Origin of the sequence: Mesorhizobium sp. M4A.F.Ca.ET.020.02.1.1 (assembly GCF_004022645.1) — a bacterium.
GTDB lineage: Bacteria > Pseudomonadota > Alphaproteobacteria > Rhizobiales > Rhizobiaceae > Mesorhizobium.
Map to the genome: position 1 here is coordinate 1 of NZ_RZOI01000285.1, position 6,985 is coordinate 6,985.

The following is a 6,985-nucleotide window of genomic DNA, read 5'->3' on the forward strand; positions in this document are numbered from 1 at the left end:
ACGCCCTTATAGAGCGCGTATTTCTGGTGGATGGGCGGCAGCCGCTCCATCCTGGAGTAGAATTCGAGCGGGATGCCGTGCGGGTCGCGGGTGCGGAAGGTGCGCGACTGATAGGGCCGCTCCACCCACTCCACCGGCAGGCCCTTGCCTTTGAAGAAATGCTCGGCCTTGTCGAGGTCTTCGTCGGAGAAGACCTTGAAGCCGAGCTCGCGCGCTTCCGGCGTCGCCGCCTTGCGCAGCACGATGCAGTGGTGGCCGCGCTCTTCCATGGCGCGCAGATAGATCGCGCCACTGGTCTCGTCCGTCACCTGCAGGCCGAGTGTGTCGACATAGAAGGCGCGGGATTTCGCCAGGTCGGTGACGGCGAGCTCGACATGGCTGAGCCGCACGATGTTGAAGGCAGGGTAGAGGTTGGGTTGGGGAAGCGGCACCGAAAACTCCTTGAACATCTATTGAACCGGGAAAATCACGTTTGCCTGGCCTGTGCCGGACGAAGGGAAGTACTCGCCGATCAACTCGCCCCGACCGGCATAGCTGTCCCAGCCGAGTGCGCCGAAGAGTATCGCCGTGTCGTGCATGGAGCCTTCGCCGCAGCAGTGGTCCGCGTATTCGGGCAGCATCTTCAGAAAAGTGGCTATCTCCCCCTTCTGCCAGAGCTCGAGCACGCGCAGGTCGACCTGGCGGTTGAACTCGGACGAGATCGTGAACGTGCCATTGTTGGCTTCATAGTCATCATTGGCCCAGATCTTGTGGCTGAGCGAGCCTGAGGCGACGAGCAGGGCCCGGCTGTCGCTCGCTTCGATGGCTTCGCGGATTGCCTCGCCCAGCTTCCGGGACGATTCGTGGCTGTGCACCGTGCACCATGCCCCAATGGAGACGACCTTGAAGTCGCCCGCGCGGGACATGAACCGCATCGGCACGAGCGTGCCGTATTCCAGCTCCAGGCTGTCTATGTGGTGCGCTAGCGTGTAGACGCCCCTCGCTCGCGCCATTTCCGCGATCAGGTCGCCCAGAGCCGGGTTACCGTCATATCTGAACGGCATGTCCTGGATGAATTGCGGAAACTCGTTGGACGTGAATACACCCTCGAAATGGCTGTTGGCGTTGATGTGGTATCCGGCGTTCACCACCCAATGGGTGTCGCAGATCACGATCGTATCGGCCCCCAGTTCCTTGGCGCGGCGGGCGATCTCCACATGCCCGTCGATCGCCTGCTTGCGCGTGCCGAAGACGCGGCCTGGCTGTTCCGACATCAGCATGGTCGGAACATGCGTTACCTTGGAGGCAAGAACAATCTCACCCATGAAATACCTCCCGTGGCGTGGTTGAATACGAGCCGACGCTACAATACTTCACACGCTAATTACTTGACATGGGTCAAGCCCGCTCAACCGCCGAGCTTCTGGATCGAATGCGGCGCCGTGGCGAACGCGACATTCTTGGTTTCCATGTAGAAATCGAAGGACCAGTCGCCTCCGTCGCGGCCGATGCCGGAGTTCTTGACGCCGCCGAACGGCGTCGGCAGGTGGCGGACATTCTCCGAATTCACCCAGATCATGCCGGCATCCAGCGCATCGGTGAAACGAAAGGCTCGAGTAACGTCCGAGGTCCACAGGTAGCCGGTCAGGCCATATTGCGTGTCGTTGGCCAGCACCAGCGCTTCGGCCTCGTCCTTGAACGGGATCGCGGTCAGCACCGGGCCGAAGATTTCCTCCTGGGCGATGCGCATCTTGTTGGTGGCGCCGATGAACAGCGTCGGGCTGACATAGCAGCCGCCGCCCGGACCGGCGAACTTGCCGCCACCGGCGGCGACGACCGCGCCTTCCAATTTGCCGATCTCGATGTACTCAAGCACCTTCTTTTCGTGCACCGGATGGATCAGCGGTCCAACCACGGTCTCGGGATCGAGCGGATGGCCGATCCTGATGCGCTTGGCCTTCTCGGCCACCAGCGCCGTGAATTTGTCGTACGCCGAGGCTTCGACCAACAGACGCGAAGACGAGGTGCAGCGTTCGCCGTTCAACGAAAAGATCATGAACACGGCGGCGTCCGCGGCACGTTCCAGATCGGAGTCGGCGAAGACGATGACCGGGTTCTTGCCGCCGAGCTCGAAATGCACGCGCTTCAGCGTCTCGGCGCCCTGTTTCATGATCATCGAGCCCGTACGGCTTTCGCCGACGAAGCCGATCGCCTTGATATCGGGATGCTCGGTCAGCGCGCGGCCGGCATCTTCGCCAAAGCCGTTGACCAGGTTCCAGACCCCTTTCGGCAGGCCTGCCTCGTCGGCGATCTCCACCAGCAGCCGCGCCGTGAGCGGGGAGAATTCGGCAGGCTTGTGGACAACGGTGCAGCCGGCCGCGAGAGCCGGCGCGATCTTCCACGTCGACAGCATGAACGGGGTGTTCCACGGCGTGATCACGCCGACCGGACCGATCGGCACGCGGGTCGTCACGTTGACCTGGTTCGGTGCCCGGATCGCTTGGCCGTCACGGGCCTCCGGCGCCCGGTCGGCAAAGAAGCGAAAGTTCTCGGCGCCACGCAATGCGGCCTTGGCCATGAACTTCAGCGACTGACCCGTATCCATGCACTCTACGAACGCGATCTCCTCGGCCCGGGCCACGATTGCGTTGGCTATCTTGTGCAACAGCTTCTTGCGGTCTTCGCCGGGGATCGCCGCCCAATCCTTGAACGCCGCCTTCGCCGCCTTCGCCGCGCGGTCGATGTCGACCGCCTTGCCGCGCGCCACCTTGGCCATCGGCTTCAAGTCGATCGGCGAGATCGTCTCATACGTCGCACCGTCGGCGGCGGGCACCGCCTCACCGCCGATCTGGTTGAGAACACCGCCATTCCGGAAGCGCTCGAGATAGGTTTCGGCTTTCTTCAGATTTTCGTCCAGTGCCGCCATTGGATCTTCCTGTTGCTTGCCGCACCCAAACAATACAAGTGCCGGGCGTGCGAACTTCCAGCTGAACTCGGCGTGGTCGCCGACTTATAATTAACATGTGAATTACATTCCGGAGGCGGAATGTCAAGTATCGTTCTGCTCGCGCCCGTGTTTGGTCGGGAGCCCCAGACCGGCATCCTGGATGGGCGTTTGGTAACTGATTGCGCGCGCCATCGGCAACAATCCTCACATCGCCCCTTGCAATAACTTATCATGTTAAGTATCACCATACCCTGACCTTCGGACGCGGAGATTGCAATGAACGCAGTGCTTGGCAATCCGATGGTCACCACGGCGGCGCTGCCGCTGGTGCTGGGGATAGCGCTGGGCTTCGTTGGCCGCGCGAGCACGCTATCGGCCTGGCCGGCGGCGGTGCTTACATGGGCGGCCGCCGCGATCTTCTTCTACTGGGACATCATGGGTGCGCCGGTGCTCTGGCCAACGGCAGCCAGCCAGAAACTGATCTACCTTGCCTTGCTCGGCGCCGCATTCGCCCTGTCGGCTGAAAACAATCCGAACCTGCGGGTCCAGGCCGGCGGCGCCGCCCTCCTGATCGTGGTCGCCCTGCTGTGGCTGAGCTGGCGAAAACTGCTTTCTGGCGTCGATTTGCAACTTGCAACGGCGGCGGTCGTCGCGCTCCTCATCGCCGCAGGCCTTGTCGCGCTGTTATGGATCAAGGGCGCAGCCCCTTCCGCGCAGACCGAGAAACCTTTCCTCTTCCCGGCAGCCGTCCTGTCTGTGGGATTTGCAGGCGCCATCACCTCTGTCCTTGCTGCATCGATCGTCGTTGGTCAGTTGCTTGGCTCGCTTGCCGCATTGACGGGCGGCTACTGCCTCTTTGGTTTCATCGAGTTTCTGGTCGCCCGGCGCTCCTCGTTCGGGTGGCGTACGGGCACGGCGATTCTCATGCTGCTTTGCGTCGCGTTCCCGCTGATCCAAACGTCATTGCTTGCCCCAAAAATCAACCACGTGGCCGCGCTTCTCGCCACGATGCCGCCGCTCGTGGCCTGGCTCGTCTCTGGCCGCCTGCAATTCCTTCTCCCCAGTGCACGGGCGCCTCGTCCGTTGGCGGCTGGGTTTCTCATCGCCGTGCCGGCGATCCTGGCCGTGCTGATCGCCCTCGTCTGGGCCCCGCAAGGGGCGCAACTCGGCTTCTGAGGGACAGGTTCAAAGCGACGAGAAAAATCGGAGAGAACAGTTGAGAACACGTAATTTCATGGCGGCGGCCGCCTTCATCGCCGCATCGGTCCTGGCGCCCGCGGCCTATGCCGACACCTTTGACATCGATGGCCAACATGCCTGGGTGACCTTTACCCTGAAGCACGGCATCTACGGCATCGCTCACGGCCAGTTCGACAACGTTTCGGGCTCGATCGTCATGGACAAAGCCGATCCTGCGAAGAGCAGCGTCAAGGCCAGCATCGACGTCGGTTCGATCCACACCGCCTTCGATCAGCGCGACAGCGATCTGAAAGGCCCTGACTTCTTCAACGCCGCCGAGTTCCCTGCGATCACCTTCGAAAGCACCAAGGTGGAGAAGGTGGACGACACCACCGGCAAGTTGACGGGCAACCTGACGATCAGCGGCACCAGCAAGGAAGTGATGCTCGACGTCAAGCTTCTCAACGAGGCTCCAGCTCCGTGGGACGCTACGCTGACGAAGGCTGCCTTCAGGGCGACGACCAAGCTCAGCATCGCAGACTTCCCGATGGCAAAAGCGGCTGAAGGCTTTGGTCTGGGACCCGATGTCGATGTCATCATCGATATCGAAGCCGTGAAGAAATAGCCTCCCAAGGCTGGCGCTTGCGTGGAAGGAATGCCGCGCAAGCGTCCATCTGTGTCACGACCGGGTGCGGATGCTTTGGTGCGGTTTGCCGTTCAGCACGGCCGCAAATGGAATTCCTGCCGGAGCGCAGCGTCGCAGCTACAAGCGTCGGTCGCCGGACGAGAACGACGAAACCCGTGTTGAGCGACACGGCCGCAACTGCGAGCCCCGCGACGAACCCGACCCAGATTCCGATGCCGCCATATTTCAACGGAAACGCCAGCACATAGGCGCCGGTGAATCCGACCAGCCAATAGCTGACGATCGCGAGAACCATCGGCACCATGGAATCCTTCAGGCCCCTGGCAAGACCGGCCCCCACCGCTTGCAGGCTGTCGAAAAGCTGAAAGACACCCGCAATCGTGATGAACGGTATCGCCAGCATGATGACTTATTCGCGTCGGCGCGACGCGCTTTAGTATAGGGCCGTCAAGTCAGCCTTCGAGCAGCTTGCGCCACGGTGTCTCGTCACCCCAGTTGATGGCGACGCTCTGCCGGCGCATGTAGGACTTCCAGGACTCCGATCCGCTTGCGCGACCGCCGCCGGTCTCCTTCTCGCCGCCGAAGGCCGCGCCGATGTCGGCGCCGGTCGTGCCCATGTTAACCTTGGCGATGCCGCAGTCGCTGCCGCGCGAGGACAGGAAGGCCTCGATATTGCGGATGTTTGTGCTTTGGATGCCAGACGCGAGCCCCTGCGGAACGTCGTTGTGCAGTTCCATGGCCTCCTCGAACGTATCGTATTCGATGACGTAGAGAAGCGGAGCGAAGGTCTCATGCTGCACACAGGGCCAATGGTTCTTGGCCATGATGATCGTCGGCTCGACATAGTATCCCGGTCCCGGCAGGACGTTGCCGCCATAGACCACCTCGCCGCCGAGTTCCTTTGCCGATGCAACCGCTTTGGTGAACTCGTCGATAGCGTGCTTGTCGATCAGCGGCCCGATCAGATTTCCTGGCACGAACGGATCGCCGATCTTCACCTTCGCATAGGCCTTCTTCAAGCCCTCGACGATCTCCTTGGTGCGGCTCTTGTGAACGATCAGACGCCGCATGCTGGTGCAGCGCTGGCCGGTGGTGCCGAGGGCGCCGAACGTGACCGCCGCGATCGTGAGGTCGAATTCCGCGCTCTCATCGACGATGCAGGCATTGTTTCCCGAGCATTCGAGAATGTGGCGACGGCCGAGATCCTCGGCCAGAATGGAAGAGACCCGCCGACCTATCTTGCTTGACCCGGTGAACGAAACGACCCGGACTCGCTTGTCGCTTACCAACGACTCCGAAATGCGCTCATCGTCCGGCACGACGATCGAGAAGATGCCCTCGTAACCGAGTTCGTTCATTGCCTGATTGCAGATGTGCTGCAACGCGATCGCGGGAAGCGCGACCTTGGGGCTCGGCTTCCACACGATCGTGTTGCCGCAGATCGCCGCGATGAACGCGTTCCAGGACCATGGGGCGGCTGGAAAATTGTAGGCCGTGATGATGCCGACGACCCCAAGCGGAAGCCACTGGTCGTACATGCGGTGTTCGTTTCGCTGCGACTGCATCGTGAAGCCGTAGAGCATGCGGGACTGACCGACAGCGAATTTCGCCATGTCGATCATCTCGCCAATCTCACCCTTGCCTTCCGTCAACGACTTCCCGGTCTCAAGCGAAAGCAGCGCCCCGAGCGCATCCTTATGCTTTTCGAGAAGTTCGCCGATCCGTCCGACAAGTTCTCCACGCTTCGGCGCCGGAACCGATCTCCAGGTCTTGTAGGCTCGCTCGGCGACGTCGATTGCCTTGTTCATGTCTTCCTGGGTTGCCGGCGTGATGCGGGCGATGGGCTGTTCCGTCGCCGGATTGGTCGAAGCAAACGCATTGTCGGGATCGGCTTTCGACCAGCCGTCCCGTCCGCTGCAGAAGCCAGGATTGACTTCGGAAATTCCAAGCGACTCCAGTATCTGACTGGCTCCCGAGTGGGCCTTTACATTCATGATGCGACTCCCGTTGTCTGGATAAAGCGATGCGGCTCAGCCATCGTGCTTCAATGTGCCGAAGGCACCGTCGCTGTAGAGCAGCGGTGCACCTTCGGGCCCGAACGACACGTGCTTGATTTCTCCGATGACGACGCCGTGCGACGGCGTCACGAACATCTCATCGACGTGGCAATCAAAGCTGACCAATGCATCGGAGAGGACTGGTGCTCCGGCACCCGACCGCGTCCAGTCGTGACT

8 protein-coding genes are annotated in these 6,985 nt (G+C 61.5%); 2 read left to right on the forward strand and 6 right to left on the reverse strand.

Translation table 11 applies throughout. The features are described 5' to 3' along the window. The 3 genes from EN742_RS18390 to hpaE all read right to left on the reverse strand — a co-directional run. The coding region (locus tag EN742_RS18390; RefSeq protein ID WP_189375441.1) for a VOC family protein at positions 1-431 on the reverse strand (431 nt) is incomplete at its 3' end. Positions 432-449: 18 nt separating this feature from the next. After that, positions 450-1,304 (reverse strand): 3,4-dihydroxyphenylacetate 2,3-dioxygenase, encoded by an 855-nt coding sequence (gene hpaD / locus EN742_RS18395; RefSeq protein ID WP_128333118.1) that lies wholly within the window; start codon positions 1,302-1,304, stop codon positions 450-452. 83 nt (positions 1,305-1,387) lie between these two features. After that, positions 1,388-2,905, reverse strand: coding sequence for a 5-carboxymethyl-2-hydroxymuconate semialdehyde dehydrogenase (gene hpaE, locus EN742_RS18400; RefSeq protein WP_128333119.1), 1,518 nt, complete (start codon positions 2,903-2,905; stop codon positions 1,388-1,390). 297 nt (positions 2,906-3,202) lie between these two features. On the opposite strand from hpaE, the gene EN742_RS18405 reads away from it, so the two are divergent. Together EN742_RS18405 and EN742_RS18410 are read left to right on the forward strand one after the other, a co-directional pair. Then, complete coding sequence (locus EN742_RS18405; protein ID WP_128333120.1) at positions 3,203-4,102, forward strand: hypothetical protein; 900 nt, start codon at positions 3,203-3,205, stop codon at positions 4,100-4,102. A gap of 58 nt (positions 4,103-4,160) precedes the next feature. Continuing rightward, on the forward strand, positions 4,161-4,730 hold the full coding sequence (locus EN742_RS18410) for a YceI family protein (protein WP_128333121.1): 570 nt from the start codon (positions 4,161-4,163) through the stop codon (positions 4,728-4,730). On the opposite strand, the gene EN742_RS18415 is transcribed toward EN742_RS18410, so the two are convergent. The 3 genes from EN742_RS18415 to EN742_RS18425 form a co-directional block, all read right to left on the reverse strand. Next, positions 4,702-5,154: a hypothetical protein gene (locus tag EN742_RS18415; protein ID WP_128333122.1), complete on the reverse strand. Its 453-nt coding sequence runs from the start codon at positions 5,152-5,154 to the stop codon at positions 4,702-4,704. The two genes, EN742_RS18410 and EN742_RS18415, sit on opposite strands and share 29 nt — an antisense overlap. A gap of 49 nt (positions 5,155-5,203) precedes the next feature. After that, complete coding sequence (locus tag EN742_RS18420; protein WP_128333123.1) at positions 5,204-6,745, reverse strand: aldehyde dehydrogenase family protein; 1,542 nt, start codon at positions 6,743-6,745, stop codon at positions 5,204-5,206. A gap of 36 nt (positions 6,746-6,781) precedes the next feature. Continuing rightward, positions 6,782-6,985: flavin reductase family protein (locus EN742_RS18425; RefSeq protein WP_148670146.1), on the reverse strand; the 204-nt coding region annotated here is incomplete at its 5' end.